The organism is Streptomyces luteolus (assembly GCF_029968015.1).
Classification (GTDB): Bacteria; Actinomycetota; Actinomycetes; order Streptomycetales; family Streptomycetaceae; genus Streptomyces; species Streptomyces luteolus.
The window spans coordinates 1-21,926 of the sequence record NZ_JASCIS010000062.1 but is presented as its reverse complement, the minus strand read 5'-3'; the positions used below and the strand labels follow the sequence as shown (position 1 = coordinate 21,926).

Here is a 21,926-nt window from a genome sequence, read left to right as displayed (position 1 = left end):
CCCGCTCTCCCGCGCACCGCCGCTACATGCTCGGCATGCTGGTCGACGCGACCGGCAGCGGCATGTACCTCCCGGTGTCGTTGCTGTACTTCCACCACGTCACCGGGTTGCCGATGACCCAGGTGGGCGCGTTCATGACCCTGGCCGCGCTCGTCGGCCTGGTGTGCACACCGGTGACCGGGATCCTGGTGGACCGGTTCGGCGCCCGTGCGGTCGTCGTGACCGGCTACGTGGTGCGGGCGGTGGGATTCGCCGCGTATCCGCTCGTGGACGACGGCGGGCAACTGCTGCTCGTGGCCACGCTCGTGGCGCTCGGGGACCGCTCGTTCCCGGCCGCGATCCAGTCGCTGATCGCGGACATCGCGCAGGGCACGGGGCGCGACCGCCTGATCGCGGTGCAACGCAGCCTGCGCAACGCCGGACTCGGCGCGGGCGGTCTGCTGGCCGGCGCGGTGCTCGGCATCGGCAGCGATCTCGCGTACCACTCCCTCGTACTCGGCAACGGTGCGGCGCTGCTGCTAGCGGCCGGCCTGCTCGGCAGCCTGCCGGGCACCCGCGGCAGGAGCGACGCCGGGCCCGGCGCGGAACGTGCGCAGGCCAAGAGGCCCGGTGGCTACCGCGATGTGCTGCGGGACCGGCCGTTCGTCCTGCTCACCGCGGTGAACATCCCGATCGCCTTCGGCTACATGGTGCTCGCGGTCGTGCTCCCCGTGTATGTGACGCAGGTCCTTCAGGCCTCGGCGTCCTGGCCCGGTGTGCTCTTCGCCGTGAACACGGTGCTCGTCGCGGGTGCGCAGGTGCCGGTGACCCGGCTGCTCGCACGTCATCGGCGTACGCGTTCGGCCGCGCTCGGCGGTGCGGTCCTCTCGCTCTCGTTCGTGTTCTTCGCGCTGCTCGGGGCGGCCCCGGACAGCGGGGTGCTGATCGTCGGCGTGTTCGTCGCGACCGTGCTGTTCACGCTGGGCGAGCTGCTGCACGGAGCGACCGCTTCCGCCCTGGCCACCGAGGCGGCCCCGGAGCGGCTGCGCGGCCGCTATCTGGCCTTCTACCAGTTCTCCTGGTCCGTTCCCGCGACGGCGGCTCCCGCGCTGTTCACCGCGCTGATCGCCTTCTCTCCCACCGCGATGTGGCTGCTGCTCGCGACCTGCGCCGGGCTCGCCGCGCTGGCCCTGGTCCGGCTCGAACGCCGACTGCCGGACGCGGCCGTACGACCCCGAGGGCCGGAGCCGGAGCCGGAGCCGGAGCCGGAGCCCGCACAGCCCACACCCCTCACCACCAAGGAAGGAACACCCCAGTGAACGGCACCAACGGCACCAACGGCACCAACGGCACCGACAGCACCGACAGCACCAACGGCACCAACGGCACCAACAGCACCAACCCCAGCAACAGAACCCTGCTGCTCGTCGGCGGTCTGGAGGAGCACCTCCGCAAGGCCAAGGCCCTCGGACTGAAGGTCATCCTCCTTCAGCACCCCACCAAGTACACCGCTGCTCAGGAGGAGTTGGCCGACCTCACGGTTCAGGTCGACTACACGGACTGGGACGAGGCGAAGGCAGTCGTCGAAGAAGTGCGGGAGACAGCGGACTTCAGCGCCGTAGTCTCGCTCACCGAAGCGGGCGTGGACACCGCCGCGCGCCTCAACGACCTCTACGGCCTCGGCGGCACCGGCCACGAGGTGACCGCCCGCATCCGGGACAAGTGGGCGATGCGCCGCCACATGGCACGGATCGATCCGGCCGCCGTCGGGGCCGCGCTCCTCGAAGCCCGCGAGGACCTGGACGGCTTCGGGGAGCGCTACGGCTATCCGTTCGTCGTCAAGCCGACCGACGCCACCGCCAGCTTCGGAGTGTTCCGGGTCGAGGGACGTGAGGACGCCGAGCGGGTCTGGGCCGAGGTGGAACGGCTGCGCGGCCGCCGTACGGACCGTGGCACGACGCTCTACACCATCCAGGAGTTCCTGATGGAGGAGTACGTGGACGGGCCCGAGTTCAGCGTCGAGTCCTTCAGCTTCGCCGGCCGTCACGTCATCGTCGCCATCACCGAGAAGTTCGTCGACGAGAGCAACTTCACGGAGCTCGGGCACGCGCTGCCCGCCCGCCTGGACGACCACGAGGCGGACGCGGTGCGCGCCTGCGTGGCGGGCTTCCTGGACGCGGTCGGCCTCACCGACGGCACGTGCCACACCGAGGTGCGGGTCGGCCGCCGCGGCCCCGCGGTCATCGAGTCGCACAACCGCCCGGGCGGCGACGCCATCCCCGATCTCGTCCGGGGCGCTTACGGGATCGACCTGGCGACGCTTGCCCTCGGCTGGCCCTTCGGCCTCGTCGAGGAGCTGCCCGACCGCCCGCTGCCCGAGCGCGGGGCGAGCACCCGGTTCCTCGTCGGCGGTCCCGGCACGGTCGCGTCGGTGGAGATCGACGAGGACCTCCAGGAACGCGACGACGTACTGGTCGCCAAGGTCACCGCACGACCGGGCGACACGGTCCGCCCGCTGCAGGACAACTGGGACCGCCTCGGCCTGGTCGCCGTGACGGCCCCGGACACCACGGCGGCGATCGAGTCCGGCGCCCGGCTGATCGAGAGCGCGGTCCGTGTCCGTATCGCCCAGGGGCCGACCGCCCCTTCCCTCGCCCATGTCGCCCCGGTCACCTCCCTTGCCCATGTCGCCCCGGTCACCTCCCTTGCCCATGTCGCCCCGGTCACCGACCGCACCCGAGCCCTGGAGAGCACCCGATGAGCATCCTGATCCTGCACCGCAACCCCCTGCAGCCCTACCCGTACGACAGCTGGCTGGCCGACTACGAGGGTGACGTCGTCCTCCTCGCCGCACGCGACAAGATCGAGCTCTTCGGCGAGCAGGTCCCGACGGGCAACCTCGGCTACCGCCGGCTCGAACTCCTCGACACCTTCGACGACGAGGAGCTGGTGCTGCGGCGCGCGCTCGAACTCGCCGCCGAGTACGACGTCGAGCACGTCATCGCCTTCCAGGAGGGCGACCTGCAGCGGGCCGCGTGGCTCCGGGAGAAGCTGGACCTGCCCGGTCAGCTGCCGGACGACGTCCTGCCCTTCCGGGACAAGGTCCTCATGAAGCAGCGGGTGCGGGCGGCGGGCATCGAGGTCGCCCCCCACACGGTGCCCCGGAACGCCGCGGACGTAGGTGAGTTCGCCGCGCGGCACGGGTTCCCGCTGGTCTTCAAGGAGCGCGACGGGTTCGGTTCGATCGGCCTGCGGATCGTACGGGACGAGGCGGAGCTCGCGCGCCAGGTCGCGGAGGAGTTCGGCCCGCACCGGACGCCGCGCGAGGACCTCCTCCTGGAGGCGTATGTTCCGGGCCGGATGTGCCATGTGGACGGACTGGTCGTGGACGGCCGGATCGCCTTCGCCTGGCCGTCGCAGTACCAGTACGACCTCTCCTCGTTCCAGAGCGACTCGGGCGCCCGTATCGATCTGACCCTGGACCCCGAAGACCCGCTCACCGAACGGCTGTTGGCGCTCACCGAGCGGTTTCTGGGTGCGCTGCAGGGCGGTACGGAGCACTACGCCTTCCACGCCGAGGTCTTCCACACGCCTGACGACCGCCTGGTCTTCTGCGAGGTCGCGAGCCGCCCCGGCGGTGCCCGGATCCGTGACGTGATGCTGGCGGTGTTCGGCGTGAACCCGGCCGAGTACGCGGCACGCGCCGCCGTCGGTCTGCCGCTGCCCGCCCTTGAGGCGCTGACCGGGGGCGAGCGCCTGGCCCCTCGGCGGATGGCCGGCCAGCTGCTGATGATGAAGCGGCCGGGCCGGGTGATCGGCGTACCGGCGCCGCCGGCCGACCCCTGGGTGGAGTTCTGCGCGGTCTTCGTCAAGCCCGGCGACGTGATGGGGGAGGCCTCCATCTCCTCGGACTTCCTCTCCGCGGCGGTGCTCTCGGCGCCGACCCGCGAGGAGTGCGAGCGGCGCCTGCGCGCCCTCGGGGACCGCTTCGAGGCGGAGACCGTGATCGACGCCGGGTGACCTGGGGCACGCCCTGGACCGGTCGCCGGGAAGCCGCGTCCGCTATCCGGAATGCGCTGTCCCGAGCGCCGGGCGCCGTGCGACACTCCGCGCATGTTCGGCGTCATAGACCTCCCCACGTACCTCGCGGGCCTGGCCCTGATCATTCTGCTGCCCGGCCCGAACTCCCTGTACGTCCTCTCGGTGGCCGCCCGTCGCGGCGTACGCACCGGGTACCGGGCGGCGGCCGGCGTCTGGTGCGGGGACACGGTCCTGATGACGCTCTCCGCCGCCGGTGTCGCCTCCCTGCTCCAGGCCAACGCGCTGCTGTTCGGCATCGTGAAGTACGCGGGCGCGGGCTATCTGACCTGGATGGCGGTCGGGATGCTGCGCGCCGCCTGGTCGATGTGGAAGAGCAGGCGCGAGGAGCGGGCGCAGGGGGAGGGCGAGGCCGCTGCGGGCTCGGACGAGCGGCCGTTCCGCCGGGCCTTCGTCATCAGCCTGCTCAACCCGAAGGCGATCCTGTTCTTCATCGCCTTCTTCGTCCAGTTCGTCGACCCGGGCTACGCCTACCCGGCGCTCTCCTTCGTCGTCCTCGGCGCCTTCGCCCAGCTCGCCTCGGTCCTGTACCTCTCGGCCCTGATCTTCAGCGGCACGAAGCTCGCCAACGCCTTCCGCCGCCGCAAGCGCCTCTCGGCGACGGCCACTTCGGCGGCGGGCGCCCTGTTCCTGGGCTTCGCGGCGAAGCTTTCGCTGGCCAGTACGGGGTAATCTGCCCCGCACACCCTGATCTGGGAGGGGGAGGTGCGACATGCCTTCGATGGCGCAGAAAGCGACGCTTGCCGATGCTGCCGAACTCCTCTGGGACGTGCTGCCGCCCGGGCACCGGGTGGAGGTTCTCCAGGGGAGGCTCACCGCAAGGCCGCACGCGGACGGATCGCACGCGCTCTCGCTGACCGAGTTGGGCAGGGCGTTCGAGCGGGCCGGTATCCGGGGCAGCGGGCTCGAATGGATCCAGGCTCTCGGCATCTGGCTGGCCAGTGGTCCCGATGACTACGCGGTCCCCGACTTCGCCGTGGTGGACAAGGGCTTCCTGGGTGCAGTGGTCGAGAAGAACTGCCACGCGCCACATGTCTTCCGGCTGGTCCTGGAAGTGACCTGCGTGGACTGGGCCGACGCGCTCGGCCCCAAAGCCGAGTGCTACGCCCAGTCCGGCGTCCCCGTCTACGTCGTCGTCGACCGCAAGCACGACGAGGTGCTGCTGTTCAGCGAACCGGTGGACGGTGTGTATCCCGAGCCTGTGCGCTTCAAGCGGGGGCAGACGTTCCGCGTGCCTGAATCGGTCGGAGTCTCCCCCGAGTTGAGCGTGAACACCCTCCTCGACGGCGACTGAGCCCTCACCTCCCCGTCAGCTTCCTCCGAATCAACGGCGTCCCCCACTCCTCCACATACCGGTTCAGCAACCGCGCAAGCACCAGCATCGCGACGATCGTCAGGCCGAACGTCGTCCAGGACGGCAGGCCGAGCCCTCGGTGCAGGGCGGCGACCGAGACCCAGCCGAGGTGTTCGTGGACCAGGTAGAAGGGGTACGTGAGCGCGCCCGCCGTGGTCAGCCAGCGCCAGTCGACGCGGTTCAGCCAGCCGAGGGCGATCGCGGCGACGGCCACGTATCCGAGCGTGACGACGGCGATGATGCCGAGCGATGAGCGGTACGAGAAGAACTCCGGGTTCGGCGCGTGCCACAGCCGGTCCACCGCGTAGTGCTGGCCGATCAGCCAGCTCACGCCGACGATGCCCCAGGCCGTGATGTCCTTGCGGTCCCGGTGCACCAGGTACAGGCCGATGCCGCCGATGAAGAACGGGGCGTACTCCGGCATCAGGACCAGGTCGAGGAGCGGCCAGTTCGCCGCCTCCGCGATGGCCGCCGCGAGCGTCCAGACCGCGCAGAACAGCACCACCCGCTGCCGGTTCGCGCCCGGCAGGACCACGCACAGCGCGAACAGGGCGTAGAAGCGCAGCTCCGCCCAGAGCGTCCAGCACACCCCGAGCACCCGGTCCACGCCGAGCGGCTGCTGCAGCATCGTCAGGTTCACCAGGGCGTCGCTGGGCGAGACCGCCGCGTACGTCACCGGGGGCAGCGCGAAGACCGCCGTCACCAGGACGATCGCGACCCAGTAGGAGGGGAAGAGGCGGGATACGCGGGACGCGAAGAAGGAGCGCAGGGGCCTGCCCCAGCCGCTCATGCAGATCACGAATCCGCTGATCACGAAGAAGATCTGCACGCCGAGACAGCCGTACGCGAACCACTCGTGCGCCGTGGGGAACTGGACCGCGGGCGAGCTGCCCCAGGCCTCGCCGATCTCGCCGTCCCGGCCGCCGTAGTGGTACGCGGCGACCATCAGGGCGGCGATGAGCCGGAGGCCGTCGAGGGCGCGCAGGCGCGGGACGCGGCGGGCGACGGACGGCCGTGCGACGACCGTGGTGGGGGCGAGGAGAGTGCTCGGCGGCGCGCTCATCCGAGAGCTGCCCGCTTGACGGCCCTGGCCCGGCGGGCCACGCGCCGCACCGTCGCATTGCGCGGAATGAAGCCCAGCTGGCTGGGGACACCACCCGGCAGGGCGAGCGAGGTGAGCCGGCGGCGCTTGAAGTAGCGCCAGGTGTGCGCGTTCAGGCGGTCCGAGAGATAGGACTCCGCGGCCGGGCGCAGCTCCGGATAGATCTGCGGCTGCATCGCGAAGCCGACGGCCTTGACCAGCCCTTCCAGGTCAGAGGTCTCCTGGTGCTGCGCCTGGACGGCCGCCTTGTCGGTCAGCTCGGGCACCGTCGCGTCGACGATCGTGACCGGCACCCGGTTGCTGTTCTGGTACGGGGTGAGCCGCTCCAGGAGCACCTCCGTGCCGATCCGCGCGACCGGCAGGCCGTAAAGCGCGGACGCGGTGAGCAGGGCCGTGGAGAAGCAGCCGACGACGAGGGCGGGGCGCAGCCGCTGGTAGAGCACCTCGGCGAGGACCGGCTCGTCCAGGACGGTCAGCCGGGCGCCGAGCCGCTCCGCCTCCTCCTCCAGATGGCGCGACCAGCGGGCCGGGGCGCTCGGGTGCGGCTTGAACACCACGTGCTCGTGGCCGAGTTCGAGGGCGCCCTTGAGCATGCGGACGTGCAGCCGCTCCTCCTCCTCGGCGGTGAGGATGTCGAGCGCCGAGAGGTACTGGCCGAGCAGCAGCGCCGGTTGACCGGACGGCAGCTCCAAGTCGCCCTGGCTGTCGTCGAGTTCACCGAGCACCTTGGTGAAGGTGTCGGTCGGCACGATCTCCGGCCCGACCCCGAACTCCGTGAGCAGCAGCGGCTTCAGACCCGGTACGAGGTCCAGGTGCAGCAGCCGGTCGATGCGGGTGCCGACCAGCGGGTCCAGCTTGTTGCGGGTCGGGCCGTAGCTCATCAGGCCGTCCGCGTACACGTCCACGGGGGCGCCGGTGAAGATCTGGGTGAGCGCCAGGGCCGGGTTGACCTGGATGGACTCGACGGCCAGATGGATGTCGTCGTCTCCGAGGTCCCACAGCATCCGCAGATACCGCTCCCACAGCGGGATGTCGTCCGCGCGCGGCGACCAGCCCCCGGGGTGGAACGGGGAGATGGCCTCGTTCCAGGAGAGCACCCCGTCGAAGCGGCCGCGCAGCTGCTCGAAGCCGGGCATCGTGTCGAGGGCCGGGGCGGTCTCCGGGTTGGCCGCGTTGTTGCTGACCAGGAGCAGGCGCCGGGAAGCGGCCGGGAAGCAGTCCGCGTCCAGGGCTGCGGCCAGGGTGGCCGTCCCGTACAGGGTGGAGGCGAAGAAGATCTGCGTGGTGCCGCGGCCCCCCGTCGACGTGTGCGAGGTCATCACGCGGCCACCTCCGCCGAGACCGGACGGCGGCGCAGCCGGCGCAGCCGGGTCGCGCGCTTCACGTCCATGGAGTCGAGCGCGTCGTCGAGTACGTCCTGCGGCATGCGCTTCAGTGCCGCGGCGCTCAGCGAGCGCAGCTTTCGGGCCACGGGAGGTTCAAACCTTTCGATGGATCCCAGGTGGTGGGAAATGATCGCGCAGTACGTCCGCACCGCTTTCGGCAGCAATTCGGCCGCGTCCCGGTCAGCGGCGGTTTCCCGTACCACCTGGTCGAACGCCCGAATGAAATCGAGCTGCCGTACGTCCCCGATCTGGGTCAGCGAGGAAGCCACCCCGCGCCGGTAGTAGACGCCCAGATGCCCGAGAACGGCCATGGATTCGGCCTCCCGGTGCAGGCGCCAGATCCACGGCCGGTCCTCGGCCGTGCGCAGTCCGTCGGTGAAGTGCAGGAGGCCCTTGTCGACGAGCCGGCGGTGGTACATCCCGGCCCACGCGAACGCGTAGTCCACCGAGGTGGACCGGTCCGCGGGCAGGATGATCGAGCGCGGGTCGAGGGCCACGCCGCGCCGCCCGTGCGGCACCCGGTGGACGCTGCGCGCCCGCGCGGTGCACTGCACATGGTCGGTGCGCACGAAGTCGCAGCCCAACTCCTCCATGGATGCGAGGAGTTGCAGGTAGTACCCGGGCGCGAGCCAGTCGTCGCCGTCCAGGAACGTGAGGTACTCGCCCTCGGCCACGTCGAGGCCGGTGTTCCGCGCCGTGGCCAGACCGCCGTTCACCTCATGGCGTACGTATCTGACCCGGGCGACATCACAGAGCTCGCGCTCGGCCCGCCGCAGGATCTCCGGCGTCTCGTCGCGCGAACAGTCGTCGACGAGAATGAATTCGAAGTCGGCACGCGCGTTGTCCCGCAGCGATCGCAGGGTGTCGGACGCGTATTGCTGCACGTTGTAGAACGGCACGATGACGGAGAGCTTAACCACGCAGGGGACGTTAGGTTGCCGAGCGCCATTCGTCTCGACCGTTAGTGGGCCGGTGGGTGAACGAAGCATGGCGGAATGGTTAACCGGCCTTTCTCGCGGGCCAGTTGGCCGTTCGGCGGTCTGCTGTTAACCGTTTGTTGTATTCGGATTAGGCCGCGCCTCCGAATTCCTTCCTAGCGTCATCGACGTGCCAAGTACGAGGAAGAAGCAGCGGGTCGCCGTCCTCGCGGATTCCGACACCCGATGGAAGTGGGGCTCGCTCACCGCGAGCCGCCTCATCGAGGACAGTCGGCAGGACGTCCGCCTTGACGGTTACCTGCTCCGCGGCCGGGCGACGCCCACCCCCCGCCAGCTCGCCGAGGTGGGGGTGCGCGCCGACACGCTGCGCGAAGTCACCGCCGTCGAGTTCCTGCGCGCGATGGAAGGCCAGGGGCAGGACGGCGACGAGCCGTACGACCTGATCGTGCTCGCCCTGGTCGGCGGAGCCGTGCAGGCCCTCCTGCACGGTCTCGCGCACAGCTGGCGCGGCCGCGAGCAGCGCCCCGTGGTCGCCACCGGCTATGTCGGCGTCGTCTACGAGAAGCTCGCCGACGGCCTGCTCCTGCGCCACGGCGCCGACCTGGTCCTCGCCAACTCCCGCCAGGACGCGGAGCGTTTCCGCGCCGTGTACGAGGGCGTGGGCGCCGACGCCGGCTCGGTCGTGGAGTGCGCGCTGCCCTTCCTCGGCGGCGAACCGTACGACTCCGGTCGGACACAGCACCCGTACACCGTGGTCTTCGCGGCGCAGCCCTCCGTGCCGGAGAGCCGCAAGGACCGCGCCTACCTCCTCGACCGGATGGTGGCGCACGCCCGCCGGCACCCGGAGCGCGAGGTGCTGATCAAGCTGCGCTCCAAGCCCGGCGAGCACACCACGCACATCGAGGAGCTCCCGTACCAGAAGCTGGCGCAGAAGGTCCCCGGCGGACTGCCCGCCAACTGCCGCCTCGTCTACGGGCACATGGGCGAGGTCCTGGACCGCACCGACCTCCTGGTCACGGTCTCCTCGACCGCAGCCCTGGAGTCCCTGCACCGGCGCATCCCCACCGCGGTCCTCACCGACCTCGGGGTGCGCGAGGCGCTCGGCAACCACCACTTCGTGGGCTCCGGCTGCCTCGCCTCCTGGGACCAGCTCGACGAGGGGCACGTCCCGGAGCCGGACGAGGCGTGGCTGGCCCGCCAGGGGGTGGAGGTCGAAGGGGCCTACGACGCCGCCCGCGCCCGCGTCGCCGAGCTCGCCGCCCTGGACCGGATGCCGCCCCTCGACCCGTACTACACACCCGTCACCGCGCCCGGCTACCAGCCCGGCGTGCTCGCCCGGCACCACCTCGGGCCCGACGGCGCCCCGCTGCCCGGTGCGCCCCTCGCCGCGAAGGAGCCGGGCCCGGTGCGCCAGGTCGTACGGCAGGCCGCGCGCGGCGCCTACCGGCACGGCGTGCAGCGCGTGGCCCCGGTGATCCGGCGGATGGGCGAGCTGTGAGCACCCGCCCCACCGGGAGTCCCCGGCCCGCCGGGAGTCCCCGCCCCGCCGTGAGTCCCCGTACGACCGCCGTGGCCGGCGCCTCCCCAGCCTTCCGCGTACCCACCGCCCCCCAAGGAGAACAGCCCATGAGCAACTCGCAACCGGGAGAACCGAGCCCAACCGCCGCGCCCGTGCGCCGCGTTCTCGCCGTGATCCCCGCACGCGGCGGCTCCAAGGGCGTACCCGCCAAGAACCTCGCCCCCGTCGCGGGCGTGCCGCTCGTCGCCCGCGCCGTACGCGAGTGCCGCGCCGCCCGGCACGTCACCGACGTGGTGGTCTCCACCGACGACAAGGCCATCGCCGCCGTCGCCCGTGAGGCCGGTGCCGAGGTCGTGCTCCGCCCCGCCGCCATCGCCGGGGACACCGCGACGTCCGAGGCCGCCGTCCTGCACGCCATGGACGCGCACGAGGCGCTGCACGGCTCGCCCGTCGACGTGGTCCTGCTCGTCCAGTGCACCAGCCCGTTCCTGACCCGCGAGGACGTGGACGGCGTGGCCGCCGCGGTCGCCGAGAAGGGCGCCGAGACCGCCCTCACCGTCGCCCCCTTCCACGGCTTCGTGTGGCGGGACAGCGCGGACGAGGCGACCGGGGCCGTGGACGGTGCCGTCCGCGCCCGGAACGCGGTCGACGGCAACGGGTCCGCGTCCACCGCCACCGTGCTCGCCGCGGCCGGGGGCTACGGCGTCAACCACGACAAGTCGTTCCGCCCGCGCCGCCAGGACCGCCCGCAGGACCTCCTGGAGACCGGCGCCGCGTACGCCATGGACGCCCCGGGCTTCCGCGAGCACCGGCACCGCTTCTTCGGCCGTACGGAACTCGTCCGCACCGACCCCGCAAGGGTGTTGGAGGTCGACGACCCGCACGACCTGGCGCGCGCCCGCGCGCTCGCCCCGCTCCTCGACCGCGAGGAGCTCCCGACCGCGTCCGACGTGGACGCGATCGTCATCGACTTCGACGGCACCCAGACCGACGACAAGGTGCTGATCGACTCCGAAGGACGGGAGGTCGTCGCCGTGCACCGCGGCGACGGACTCGGCATCGCGGCCCTGCGCAAGTCAGGCATCCCGCTGCTGATCCTGTCCACGGAACAGAACCCTGTGGTCGCGGCCCGCGCACGGAAGTTGAAGATCCCCGTGCTGCACGGCATCGACCGCAAGGACCTCGCACTCAAGCAGTGGTGCGAGGAGCAGGGCATCGCGCCTGAGCGCGTGCTCTACGTCGGCAACGACGTCAACGACCTCCCGTGCTTCGGCCTCGTCGGCTGGCCCGTGGCGGTCGGGAGCGCCCACGACGTCGTGCGCGGCGCCGCACGCGCCGTCACCACCGTCCCCGGTGGCGAAGGCGCGATCCGAGAGATCGCCAGCTGGATCCTCGGCCCTTCTCTCGACTCCCTCAACAGCTAAGGAAACACCTCATGTCTGCTGCATCCCAGTCCCGCCTGCGCACCCTCGGCAACAAGACCGCGGGCCCCGGCCGTCCCGTCTACATCACCGGCGAGATCGGCATCAACCACAACGGTGACCTGGAGAACGCGTTCAAGCTGATCGACGTCGCCGCCGAGGCCGGCTGCGACGCGGTCAAGTTCCAGAAGCGCACCCCGGAGATCTGCACCCCGCGCGACCAGTGGGACATCGAGCGCGACACCCCCTGGGGCCGGATGACCTACATCGACTACCGCCACCGCGTGGAGTTCGGCGAGGCCGAGTACCAGGCCATCTCCGACCACTGCAAGAAGCGCGGCATCGACTGGTTCGCATCGCCGTGGGACACCGAGGCCGTCGCCTTCCTGGAGAAGTTCGACATCCCGGCCCACAAGGTCGCCTCGGCCTCGCTCACGGACGACGAGCTGCTGCGCTCGCTCCGCGCGACCGGCCGCACGATCATCCTCTCGACCGGCATGTCCACCCCTCGCCAGATCCGCCACGCGGTCGAGGTCCTCGGCTCGGACAACATCCTGCTCTGCCACGCCACTTCGACGTATCCGGCGAAGGCCGAGGAACTCAACCTGCGCGTGATCAACACCCTGCAGGCCGAGTACCCGAACGTCCCGATCGGCTACTCCGGCCACGAGACGGGCCTGCAGACCACGCTCGCCGCGGTCGCGCTCGGCGCCACCTTCGTCGAGCGCCACATCACCCTCGACCGCGCCATGTGGGGCTCCGACCAGGCCGCTTCCGTGGAGCCGCAGGGCCTCACCCGCCTGGTCCGCGACATCCGCACCATCGAGGCCTCCCTCGGTGACGGCGTCAAGAAGGTCTACGAGTCCGAGCTCGGCCCGATGAAGAAGCTGCGCCGCGTCGAGGGCGTCGTGGCCGAGGCCGAGTCGGCGGACCGCGAGCCGGTCGCGGTCTGACGCGGCACACGGAACCCACGGAACCCACGGAACCCGGAGACACCTCACGGTGATGTCCGAACACGGGCCCGACGGCGCGCCCCGGGACGCGGAGCAGGTCACCCCTGCCCTCCGCGCCCCGGGCGGCCGCGGTGCCCACCCTCGTACGGGCTCTCGTACGGGCTCTCGTACGCGCTCTCGTACGCGCTCTCGTACGGGCTCTCAGGTGGGCGGCACCCTCGCGTTCGTGGAGAGCCCGGTCCAGCTTCTGAACGTCCTGGAGTGGGCGCACGAGGACGCTGGGCGGCCGGGCGTACGAGGGGAGTTGACGATAGTCATCCTCTCCCCCCTCGACCCGATGTCCCGCGGCCAGCTGCGCCGCGTCGCCGAACTGGCCCGCGACGAGGGGCACGCGGTGCGCTGGGAGGAGGCGCGCGGCGGCGCGAGCGCCCCCCTGAAGACGATCGGCGCCCTGGCTCCCGAACTGCGCCGGGCCGCCCGCATCGTCATCGGAGACCCGTTCTCCCGCTACGTACAACTCCTCCTCACCATCACCCGCGCCCGCGACCTGGTGGTCGTCGACGACGGCACGGCCACGATGGAGTTCATCGCCCAACTCGCCCGCGGCGAGCGGCTGGTGCGCTGGCACCGGCACGGCGGCCGCCCCGGCCCCCGCGACCTGGTCTTCGCCCCCTTCGCGCGGGCGGCGGTCCGCCGCCTGACGCCCGGCTCGGGCAGCGAGGTGGAGGTCTTCTCGTCCATGCCGGTGAACGAGATCCCCGAAGGCGTACGCCTCACTCCGAACACCTTCGCCTGGACCCGCGCCCGCTTCGGCCCGCCCCGCCTGACGAAGGGCGCTGACCTGGTGGGCACGTCCCTGGTCGAGACGGGCGTGGTCGACCCGGACCGCTACCTGGAGGCGGTCAGGCGCCTCGCCCGCACCCACGGCGCCACCCGCTACTTCGCCCACCGCCGCGAAAGCGCCGAGAAACTCCACGCGCTGGCGTCCGCCACGGGCCTGGAGATCGTCCGCCCCGACCTCCCCTTGGAACTCATCGCCCGCAGAGGCCCCATCGGCCGCACCATCCTCAGCTTCCCGTCGACGGTCGTCCACACGCTGCCGCTGGCCCTCGCGGGCACGGAGGTCGAGGTGGCGGTCTGCGACATCGACCCGGCTTGGCTGACGGAGAACGCGTCGCCTCGGGCGGAGGGGTTCCTTTCGGGGGTTACGGGGACGGCCAGGGACGTACGACGGTTGCACTCGACGGGGAGTGCCTGAGGGCAGGCATCAAGGGTGCTCGTCCGGGAACGGTGGGCGCACGAACCGCTTCAGACGTTCCTCGGACGCGCCGTACGCGGAGACGTTCCGCCGCGCTTGCGCCAGGCTCACGCGGTTGGGGCCACCGACACATCCCTCCGGATCGTCCTCAGCGGGGCTGTCGTCCCCCCTCCCCCAGGACAGACCGAGCATGTCTCGTGCCGCCCTCTACGCTCAATCGTCAGGAACCCGCATCAGGAACCCGCATCAGGGGCAGGCGGACCTGCCGCTGGCGGAACCGCCGTCGACTTCCCTTCGTTCCTCCACCTCAAGCCATTGCATCCGTACGGTCGGCAAGGCGCTTCAACTCGGGGGGTGCGGAGCGTCCGGCGACGAGCATGAGGTCACGAACGGCAGACCGGGCCGCAACGTGCGACTGGACCATCTCGGGAGCGAGCTCCTCCGCTCGCAGGAACCAGCGGATGGCCTCACCCGCATGGCGAAGTTGTGCATGCGCACGCCCGAGAGCCATGGCCAGACGTGCCTGACGCTCGGCGGAGAGATGCGTGGCGTCCAGTGCCTCACCGACATGGAGCGCTTCACCGGCGTCACCCAGATCCACAGCGATCGAGACGGCCTGGATCTCGACATTGGTCGGGCCGAACTCGAGGTCGAAGTCGTTTCTGTCCTCGCCAAGTTGAAGCGCGATCCGACGTGCACTCTCCAGCTCCTTCTGCGCGTCCGCACGGTTCTGGGAACGGGCGTAGACCAGGGCGAGTACGAGGTGCAGGGATCCGAGCAGAGACAGGGTTTCCGCAGTGACGCGCTCGGGGCCGTTCGTGTGCCGACGCAGGACACTGACCGCCGAACGGGCCGCATGCTCGGCTTGGTCGTAGCGCTTCAGCCGGACGAACGCGTGCGCCAGCCGGAAGATGCCCGCGAAGACGTCGAGCGGGCGCCCGGACCGCTCGGCCGCGCTGATCGAGCGGTCCGCGGCCACCCAAGCGGCGTCTGCCTCGTTCTGGCGGACGAACGCGGCGGACAGGGCGTGGTAGGCGCGCGCCAGGAGGGAGTACGCCTCGGGTCGGTCCTTCGCCGCGGCGGTCCGGGCAGCGCGTTCGAGGCGCGGCAGGATGCGCCCCAACTCCGTACTCAGCTCCGTGTACCGGTCGCTGTGAGCGAGGTGCCAGATGCTGTCCACGGCTGTGCGCAGCTCAGCCATGTCGGGGCTCTCGTTGCGGCCTTCCTTGTCGAGCACCACGTCGAGTGCGGGATGACCGGAGAGCAGCAGCCTGGCCTGATCGAGGTCGTTCGGGACCGGGCCGGTGGCAGGTGCGCTGCTCGCCTGCGGCGCGTCCGGGCGCAGGTCCTGGACGGATACGCCGAGCGCGTCGGCCAACAGCCGCAGTACATCGAGGCGGTTGACCGGCTGAACGCCTCGCTCGACCTGGGACAGCCAGCTCGGCGTACGGCCGATCTCGGCGGCGAACTGCTTCTGCGTCATGCCGCGTTCGGCCCGAAGTCCGGCAACGCGGGCGCCGAACGAGCGCCGTCCCTCGTCGGTCACTGGGATCACTGCACCTTTCCGTCGATGGCGGACAAGAGCGTCACCTCGGTCCGGGCAACGTATCGCTCCCGCTCACGCAGGAAGTGCTGCACGTACGGCTGCGCTTCATGAGCTTCGAACGCGGCCCGGTCCTCGTACAGCTCGTAGAAGACCCGGACGCTCGGTTCGTCCGGTACGCGGTGGGTGAGGTAGAGCGCCGTTCCGGGCTCGGCGGCTCTGACACCTTCGAGGGTCTTCGCGGTCAGCGCGTCGAAGGCATCGTTGGCGCCTTCGCGCAGGGTGAAGCGGACCACCAGTCCAAAACCTGAGTGCACCCGAACTCCTCTGTCGTTGTCGCAGTCAGGTTCTCAGGTGGGTAGTCCTGTCGGTAGTAGCAGTTTCACTTGACTCGCAATTTTTCTGCTACTACTTTGGTGACGATGCAGATACGAGGCGTCACGAAAGGACCCCCGCGACCGCGTCAACGGTCCGGGGGCATGGCCAACCTGACGGAAGCAGGTCGACGTGCTGCACTTTATCGCCCGCTGCTTAGAGCCGGTTCTACGGCTACTTCTCCCGCCGAGGGGCCGTCATCGGTCGCGGTTTGCCGGTGATGGCGTGCAGGGCCCAGCGCCCTGTGCCGCCCGTCCGGCGCTCACTCCAACTGTCCGTGCCGAACTGCGAGTTCGCCTGTACTCCGGGTCCCCCGAGCGCGACGAGGTCCGCCTCCAGCGCGCCCGCCGCCGGGCCCTGCTGCTCTCCTCTTACGGCATCGACGTGGGGCCGAGCCGGATTCACGGGGTGGAGGTGACGCCGTGACCCGCCATGACGACTCCGCTCGGACCGTGCGTCTGCTGCCCTGGTCGAGCCCGGAGGGCAAGCCCTGCTACCTGATCAGTGACGGAGCACCGGCTCCAGCCACGTCTCCCGCGTCGCCGACAACGTCGAATCCGTGCAGCTGGACATGGCTGACGACCTACTCGACCACGCCGCTGACATGAAGGCGAACGAGCAGGTGACTCGGGCGCAACTGAGTTTCCTGGTGGACCGCATGGCGGAAGCCTTGCGCGATGTGTGCCGCATCGCCATGAGCAGGGGAGATCGCCTGCAGCAGGCTGACTACCACGGCGATGGTTCGACGCCAGCTCCGGAGGATTGATCCGGTCCGGGATCAAGATGCAGCAGCGGATCACTCTGAATCCGGGGAGCGCTCCGTTCTGGCTCGCCCAGTCCCTGGGCTGGAGTGCACCGCCCCGCGCCTGGACGCAAGCGCGGAGCGGTGCCCGGCGGGCAATCTCTAGGGGTCGGGCGGGTCGTCGCCCGCGAATTCCCCCGCCGCTGCCAGAGCAGCGAGCACGCCGACGACACCGACGGCCCAGCGCCAGCCGCCGTCCAGGTCGAATGCCAGCAGTCCTGCACAGGCGATCACCAGCGTCGCGAGCCCCAGAAAGAACGGGCTGACGGATTGCGGCCACAGCGACTGCGGGTCCCACAGCGATAGCTTTCGGTCCTGGTCGGCCCGAGCGTCCCATTGCGCACTCATGCCGGAGGTGGTCTCCAACTTCGCGACATCGGGCGCTGCGAGCTTCCCGTGCACCACCAGTCCTGAATCGAAGACCAGCACGGCAGGAGTGGTGACCTTGGAGGACTGCCGCCTGAGCTTGGCCCAACAGAGCCAAAGATTTTCCCCGGAGACAGATTCCGGGACGTTGCGCACAGGGAATGGGGCCAAGAAGTAGACGGTTCCCGCCTCTGCACGCACCTTCAGCACAGCGCGCCTGACCGGTCGTACCACCTCGCCGTCAGGAGCGCGTCGGTCCCTTCCGGCTTCGGCGCACTGCCCACGCAGAGACCTGCCATCGTCGCCCAGCCGCGCGAAACTTCGCCATCCGAACTGGTCCCGGACCGTGCTGAGCGCGGCTCCTACGGCCGCAAGAAGCAGGAAGGCGAGTACGAGACGGGGAAACCACGAGAGTGTCTGACCGTCTACCTCAGCGAGCAATTCGGGAGAACCCCACTGCAACGCGCCCAGCTGGAGGTCCGAGGGCGCGAACATCACGCTGATCAGGTCGCCCCGCTGCAACTTGTCTTGAGAGCGGGCGCCCACTGTCGCTTCGGCGGTGTCACCACGTGTGCCACGCAACTCGACCACGACACGGGCGGTGTAGAAGTCCTTGCCGCGGCTCGGTGAATGCTCACGACTGCCCTCGACATCGAGGACGCGCACGGCCTTCACCTCGGCACCTGCAGTGCGGATCTGTTCCACCCTGTCGGAGGGCAGTGGATCTCCCACGGTCATCGCGGCGAGGGCCAGCAGGCCGACGCCGACGCCGACTCCCCAGCTCAGCCGACGCATTTGCGGTCCACGCCGAGAGGGGAGGCGCGTGGGCAGAGGAGCGATCTGGGCGATCTCGCCGGCGTACCCGCCCGCTTCCGGCAACCTGTCCGCCGAGGGGGCTGGATCCAGTCTTCTCCGGTACGCCGCGACTACTCCGACACAGGCCAGCGCGCAAGCGAGAGCAACCAGAATGGTTCGTTGCCGCAGGACGGGACTCGAACTGAGCGTCCAAACGGAAAGTACAGTGACGGCAGCAAGGAAAGCGACGATGCCACAGTAAAGACCAACACGCTTTGTCAGCTCGCTCTGCCGAGTGGGCTTCACCACATGGGTCATACGAGTCACCCGAAGTCCTGTTTTATCTTGTCCACGGCGGGAGTGCTCAGGCTATCGCTGTTCCGTTTGGCGGCCGATTCGGCGGCCGCCTCGCTCTTGTCGACGTCGCCGACCTCGTCCTTGGCATCGTTCGCCGCGACGCCACCTGCCACAGGGAGGGAGCTGCCCCATCCGGTGTCGATAGCGGAATTCTGATGTTCAGGACGGCGTCCGACGTTGGTGTAGTCGTTCTCGCTGCGGAGGTCCCTGGCGAAATCATCAAGACCTCTGTCCACGGACCTGCCTGCTCCTCCGACACCCCCCGCTGCACCGCCGGTTACGGCAGTGACACCCGCCTGTCGGATGTCGAAGTCCTCCGCGTATTTCCCCGTCTTGTCCTTCTTGTCATCCGGCATGATTTGCTTGCGAGCCGAATCGAGGGCATCACCCGTGAAGCCACCAGCCGCGCCGCCTGCTACGCCGCTCAAAATTGCCCCCCGCCCAAGCGCCGTGGCTGCCTTACCCGCAGCAGTGCCCACAGTGGCGCCGGCGAAGCCCCCGGTGAGGTTGGTCCCGACCTCCCAACCCTTTCCGCTGAGCTGGCTGGTGATCATTCCGCCGATGGAACCGCCCGCCCAGTTTGCGAGTCCTTCCACCGCGACTTTACGCCAGCCACCGGCAGCGTGAAGTGTGCGGAACGCCTGCGCGATACGGCGCAGGGCCCGGCCCAGTATGCCAATGGCGTTGAGGGCTCGATCGACGAGCATGGTGACGCGCGCGGTCCCCACCGCTGCTGATATCCCAAGCGTGAACACAGACATACCGGCGGAGACCGCCGCAGAGATCCCGATCTCCAAGTAGATGTCGTGCACTTCGGCGTTGATCTCGTCGATGTTCTTGGCGGCTTCGTCGAGCCCTTTGGCCGCCTCTTCGAAGTCATCGGTTGCCGCTAGCACGGCATCCGAGAACTCCTTCCAATGCTTCTGAAAGGCATTTGCTGCCAGACCTCGCCACGTATCACCGACGGTGTCGTTTACGTTGCCGTCCAGGGCCTTGACGAGTTCGCGAAGGTTCTCTGCGAGTTTGCGCCACGCCTTGGCTGCCTCGCGTAGTTCGTCAGGCCTCCCGCCCGGGTTCCAGACTTCGATGCCGAGTTCGATGATCTCCTCGGCCGCCGACTCACTCCCGCTCACTTGGCTCCCCCCTCGTTCTTTCCGAAGAGAACGGCGGTGGCCTCGTCGTTTACTTCGGTGTTCGTGTTCACCTTCCTGAGCGCATCCGCGATTGCATCAAGATGCTCGTGGACGACCTTCATCGCGTCCGTGACATTTCTAGAGAAGTCGATATAGGCTGTCGTTACCTCCTCTGACTCCGTGAGGACGCCGAATCCGTCGGTTATGGCTTCCTCTCCGGTCTGGTCGCTGAATTCTTTGAGGTAGGCGCGCAGGTCGTATGCCTGCAGTTCAAATTTCTTGGCGAGGCTCCGTCCGGCGCCATCTGCGTAATATGGAGAGTCGTCGGCCATGGTTCGTCCCTGTCGTCATGGGCTGTTCGCTGATGACGCCCATAGTCAATGGGGCGCCTAGTATCCAAATCTTGTTCGCGGCGCCTCGCGTTGAATGGGTGGCTCCGTGTTAGGCCGGAGGTAAATTCCACACGCACCTTGGCATGGCTGTGCAACCGCAGAGGGCGGGGCGCGGTCGGCGGCGCCGAAGCCCCGGATGTGTGGGCGTTTCCGGGTCTACGCCGGAGACCGGAGCCGAGGTGGCGATGTGTGCCCGGCTCAGTGGTCGTGCCGTGAGGGTTCGGCTCCCTCATCGGTCAGGCGAGCCAAGCTGTCCTGACTGGCAGCGAGATCAGTGTGTCCACCCATCAAGTCCCCCCGAGATGCCGCCGCCCGGCGCTGTGAAGTCACACGCGTCACCCTAACAACCTGCCCCACACCGTGCGCCATCGCATACGAGCAACGCACCCTGGGCGCAGTCCAGTTCCTATGCCCTTGTGTGATGTTGGTGCCACCTTCCGCTCGATGGTGTCGCATGTGTGAAGTTGGCGTGCCCTTGCGGCGCAATTCGACCACCTGCTCGGAGTTAAGGACTTTCGTAGAGCCTTTGGTGCGCCCTGCGAGGGCAAGGGCACAGGGTGCCGGTGCTCAGCACCATGTCCGCTGGCACAGCCCCGGCCCGACCGAACCAGAAGTCATACCCCCCACACCCCCCACCCATACACACGCGACCTGACTTTCCTACGTCAATCTGGCTGAAGTTTCGTTGATCGCGGGTTGGTTGACCCCGAAACAGCCCTACCCTTCGCAGGGTGAACCAACTGATGTCCCCCGAGTCCGAAGTCGCTGAGTTCCTGCCCGGCACCCTCTCCGACGCGCTGCGTGCCGAACTCATCGCGTTCCGGCGTGACTTGCACATGCACCCCGAGCTGGGGAACCAGGAGTTCCGTACGACCGCGGCCCTCAAGGCGCGGCTCGAACAGGCCGGGCTCGCGCCGCGCGTGCTCGACACCGGGACCGGGCTCGTGTGCGACATCGGCGTACCGGATCCCCTGCGGCCCGTGCTCGCGCTGCGGGCCGACATCGACGCCCTGCCCATTCCGGACACCAAGGGGAGCGTGCCGTACCGCTCGACGGTCCCCGGCCGGGCGCACGCCTGCGGGCACGACGTGCATACGACCGTCGTGCTCGGGGCCGGGCTCGTGCTCGCCGAACTCCACAAGCAGGGCCGACTCCCCGCTCCCGTACGGCTGATCTTCCAGCCCGCCGAGGAGGTGCTGCCGGGCGGGGCGCCGGACGCCATCGAGTCCGGGGTGCTCGAAGGCGTCGGCCGGATCATCGGCGTGCACTGCGACCCGCGGGTCGACGCCGGGCGGATCGGCCTTCGGCACGGGCCCATCACCTCGGCCTGCGACCGCCTGGAGGTGTCGTTGGACGGCCCGGGCGGGCACACCGCCCGACCGCACCTCACCACCGACCTCGTGACCGCCGCCGCCAAGGTCGCCACCGACGTGCCCGCGCTCGTGGCCCGCCGGGTCGACGCCCGCTCGGGGCTCGCCGTGACCTGGGGGCGGATCGAGTCCGGGCACGCCTGCAACGTCGTCCCGCAGCACGCCGAACTCTCCGGCACCGTGCGCTGCCTGGACCTCAAGGCGTGGCGGGCGGCGCCGGACCTGGTGCACGGCGCGATCCAGGAGATCGCCGACCTGCACCGCGCCAAGTCCGAGATCAACTACATCCGCGGTGTCCCGCCCGTCGTCAACGACCCGGCGGTCACCGATCTGCTGCACGACGCGATGACCGCGCGGCGCGGCGCGAAGAGCGTCGAGGACACCGAACAGAGCCTCGGCGGCGAGGACTTCTCCTGGTACCTGGAGCATGTGCCCGGCGCCATGGCCCGCCTCGGCGTCCGCACTCCGGGCGAGCGCACCGTACGCGATCTCCACCAGGGCGACTTCGACGCCGACGAGACCGCGATCACCGTGGGCGTCGAACTCTTCACGGCGGCGGCGCTGCTCGACGCCCGTCCCTAGGCCCTGTCTTCAATCTCCCTCCCCCAGCTACCGCTGGGAGGTGCCCCCAGCCCCGCGACGCCATGCACGCTCCCCCAGCCTTCGGCCGGGGGGACCCCCACTCGCCGCACCGGGCGAAGGCCCAAGTAGCTCCGCTACGAGGGCCTGCGCCCGGCACGCCGTGAGCACGCACCTGACGCCGCGGGGCCGCCCTTCGGGCGACGA

General features: G+C 69.7%; 19 protein-coding genes and 1 pseudogene. 11 read left to right on the top strand and 9 right to left on the bottom strand.

The features are described 5' to 3' along the window. Window positions 1–35: 35 nt before the first annotated feature. The 5 genes from QIT00_RS35410 (at window position 36) to QIT00_RS35390 (ending at window position 5,371) form a co-directional block, all read left to right on the top strand. Window positions 36–1,298, top strand: a complete 1,263-nt coding sequence (locus tag QIT00_RS35410; protein ID WP_408909917.1) for an MFS transporter — start codon at window positions 36–38, stop codon at window positions 1,296–1,298. After that, entirely contained in the window at window positions 1,295–2,740 is a 1,446-nt protein-coding gene (locus tag QIT00_RS35405; RefSeq protein ID WP_282539606.1) for an ATP-grasp domain-containing protein, read from the top strand. Before QIT00_RS35410 ends, QIT00_RS35405 begins: the two co-directional genes overlap by 4 nt. Beyond that, window positions 2,737–3,999, top strand: a complete 1,263-nt coding sequence (locus tag QIT00_RS35400) for an ATP-binding protein (RefSeq protein WP_282539605.1) — start codon at window positions 2,737–2,739, stop codon at window positions 3,997–3,999. The genes QIT00_RS35405 and QIT00_RS35400 overlap by 4 nt, the downstream gene beginning before the upstream one ends. A 93-nt stretch (window positions 4,000–4,092) precedes the next feature. After that, window positions 4,093–4,749, top strand: a complete 657-nt coding sequence (gene leuE, locus QIT00_RS35395) for a leucine efflux protein LeuE (RefSeq protein ID WP_282539604.1) — start codon at window positions 4,093–4,095, stop codon at window positions 4,747–4,749. 40 nt (window positions 4,750–4,789) lie between these two features. Continuing rightward, on the top strand, window positions 4,790–5,371 hold the full coding sequence (locus QIT00_RS35390; protein ID WP_282539603.1) for a Uma2 family endonuclease: 582 nt from the start codon (window positions 4,790–4,792) through the stop codon (window positions 5,369–5,371). Window positions 5,372–5,375: 4 nt separating this feature from the next. Here QIT00_RS35390 and QIT00_RS35385 read toward each other — a convergent pair whose 3' ends face one another. The 3 genes from QIT00_RS35385 to QIT00_RS35375 are packed head-to-tail and all read right to left on the bottom strand — an operon-like array spanning window position 5,376 to window position 8,838. Continuing rightward, window positions 5,376–6,494, bottom strand: coding sequence for an acyltransferase family protein (locus QIT00_RS35385; protein ID WP_282539602.1), 1,119 nt, complete (start codon window positions 6,492–6,494; stop codon window positions 5,376–5,378). After that, window positions 6,491–7,852: a polysialyltransferase family glycosyltransferase gene (locus tag QIT00_RS35380; RefSeq protein WP_282539601.1), complete on the bottom strand. Its 1,362-nt coding sequence runs from the start codon at window positions 7,850–7,852 to the stop codon at window positions 6,491–6,493. The genes QIT00_RS35385 and QIT00_RS35380 overlap by 4 nt, the downstream gene beginning before the upstream one ends. Further along, the gene (locus tag QIT00_RS35375; RefSeq protein ID WP_282539600.1) at window positions 7,852–8,838 is read right to left on the bottom strand and encodes a glycosyltransferase family 2 protein; all 987 of its coding nucleotides are present in this window, start codon (window positions 8,836–8,838) and stop codon (window positions 7,852–7,854) included. The genes QIT00_RS35380 and QIT00_RS35375 overlap by 1 nt, the downstream gene beginning before the upstream one ends. A gap of 187 nt (window positions 8,839–9,025) precedes the next feature. Here QIT00_RS35375 and QIT00_RS35370 point away from each other — a divergent pair, with 187 nt between their 5' ends. From QIT00_RS35370 to QIT00_RS35355, 4 genes are all read left to right on the top strand, one after another. Further along, complete coding sequence (locus QIT00_RS35370; protein ID WP_282539599.1) at window positions 9,026–10,354, top strand: DUF6716 putative glycosyltransferase; 1,329 nt, start codon at window positions 9,026–9,028, stop codon at window positions 10,352–10,354. 128 nt (window positions 10,355–10,482) lie between these two features. Continuing rightward, complete coding sequence (locus tag QIT00_RS35365) at window positions 10,483–11,799, top strand: N-acylneuraminate cytidylyltransferase (protein WP_282539598.1); 1,317 nt, start codon at window positions 10,483–10,485, stop codon at window positions 11,797–11,799. 11 nt (window positions 11,800–11,810) lie between these two features. Next, a complete protein-coding gene (locus tag QIT00_RS35360) occupies window positions 11,811–12,749 on the top strand; it encodes an N-acetylneuraminate synthase family protein (protein WP_282539597.1) in 939 nt (312 codons plus the stop codon). 52 nt (window positions 12,750–12,801) lie between these two features. Further along, complete coding sequence (locus tag QIT00_RS35355) at window positions 12,802–14,007, top strand: hypothetical protein (protein ID WP_282539596.1); 1,206 nt, start codon at window positions 12,802–12,804, stop codon at window positions 14,005–14,007. A gap of 9 nt (window positions 14,008–14,016) precedes the next feature. On the opposite strand, the gene QIT00_RS39100 is transcribed toward QIT00_RS35355, so the two are convergent. From QIT00_RS39100 to QIT00_RS35345, 3 genes are all read right to left on the bottom strand, one after another. Beyond that, window positions 14,017–14,199, bottom strand: a complete 183-nt coding sequence (locus tag QIT00_RS39100) for a CPCC family cysteine-rich protein (RefSeq protein WP_408909916.1) — start codon at window positions 14,197–14,199, stop codon at window positions 14,017–14,019. 115 nt (window positions 14,200–14,314) lie between these two features. Then, window positions 14,315–15,553 carry a helix-turn-helix domain-containing protein gene (locus tag QIT00_RS35350; protein WP_282539595.1) on the bottom strand — a complete coding sequence of 413 codons (1,239 nt, stop codon included), beginning with the start codon at window positions 15,551–15,553 and terminating at the stop codon, window positions 14,315–14,317. Window positions 15,554–15,558: 5 nt separating this feature from the next. Beyond that, a complete protein-coding gene (locus QIT00_RS35345) occupies window positions 15,559–15,867 on the bottom strand; it encodes a putative quinol monooxygenase (protein ID WP_282539594.1) in 309 nt (102 codons plus the stop codon). Between the two features lie 510 nt (window positions 15,868–16,377). Between QIT00_RS35345 and QIT00_RS38815 the strand changes: the two are divergent. Then, window positions 16,378–16,691: pseudogene (locus QIT00_RS38815) on the top strand (hypothetical protein). A gap of 138 nt (window positions 16,692–16,829) precedes the next feature. On the opposite strand, the gene QIT00_RS35335 reads toward QIT00_RS38815, so the two are convergent. The 3 genes from QIT00_RS35335 to QIT00_RS35325 all read right to left on the bottom strand — a co-directional run bounded on the left by QIT00_RS35335 (window position 16,830) and on the right by QIT00_RS35325 (window position 19,710). Beyond that, a complete protein-coding gene (locus tag QIT00_RS35335) occupies window positions 16,830–17,888 on the bottom strand; it encodes a hypothetical protein (RefSeq protein ID WP_282539593.1) in 1,059 nt (352 codons plus the stop codon). A 323-nt stretch (window positions 17,889–18,211) separates the two neighbouring features. Then, entirely contained in the window at window positions 18,212–19,378 is a 1,167-nt protein-coding gene (locus QIT00_RS35330; RefSeq protein ID WP_282539592.1) for a WXG100 family type VII secretion target, read from the bottom strand. Beyond that, a complete protein-coding gene (locus tag QIT00_RS35325) occupies window positions 19,375–19,710 on the bottom strand; it encodes a hypothetical protein (protein WP_282539591.1) in 336 nt (111 codons plus the stop codon). Before QIT00_RS35325 ends, QIT00_RS35330 begins: the two co-directional genes overlap by 4 nt. 803 nt (window positions 19,711–20,513) lie before the next feature. Here QIT00_RS35325 and QIT00_RS35320 point away from each other — a divergent pair. After that, the gene (locus QIT00_RS35320; RefSeq protein WP_282539622.1) at window positions 20,514–21,722 is read left to right on the top strand and encodes a M20 family metallopeptidase; all 1,209 of its coding nucleotides are present in this window, start codon (window positions 20,514–20,516) and stop codon (window positions 21,720–21,722) included. The last annotated feature ends 204 nt before the right edge of the window (window positions 21,723–21,926 follow it).